The 240-nt window shown below is 53.3% G+C and carries 1 protein-coding gene; it reads left to right on the forward strand.

The features are described 5' to 3' along the window. Positions 1–240, forward strand: a 240-nt coding sequence (locus AC1RPU_RS08515; protein WP_481769735.1) for a hypothetical protein, incomplete at both ends; no start/stop codon positions are given.

Consider the following 240-nt stretch of genomic DNA (forward strand, 5'->3'; position numbering starts at 1 on the left):
GAAGTCGAAAAATGCCTTAGCAATTTCCGTGACCACCTGAAGAACAATCCTGATGCGCTCATGGATGAGTATGCGCACGGCGCTCCCGGAGGGCAGGATTGGGAGGTTAAGTACGAGGCTGAACTCGATATCAACGACAGTGAGGATGAGGACACGCTGGATGTCGGGGAAGACGAACATGAGCACGTAGCCGAGGAAGAGACAGGACCGACGCCATACATCAAGCTGGCTAGTACTATG

Source organism: Dellaglioa sp. CoH-55-MRSF-7 (assembly GCF_056782235.1).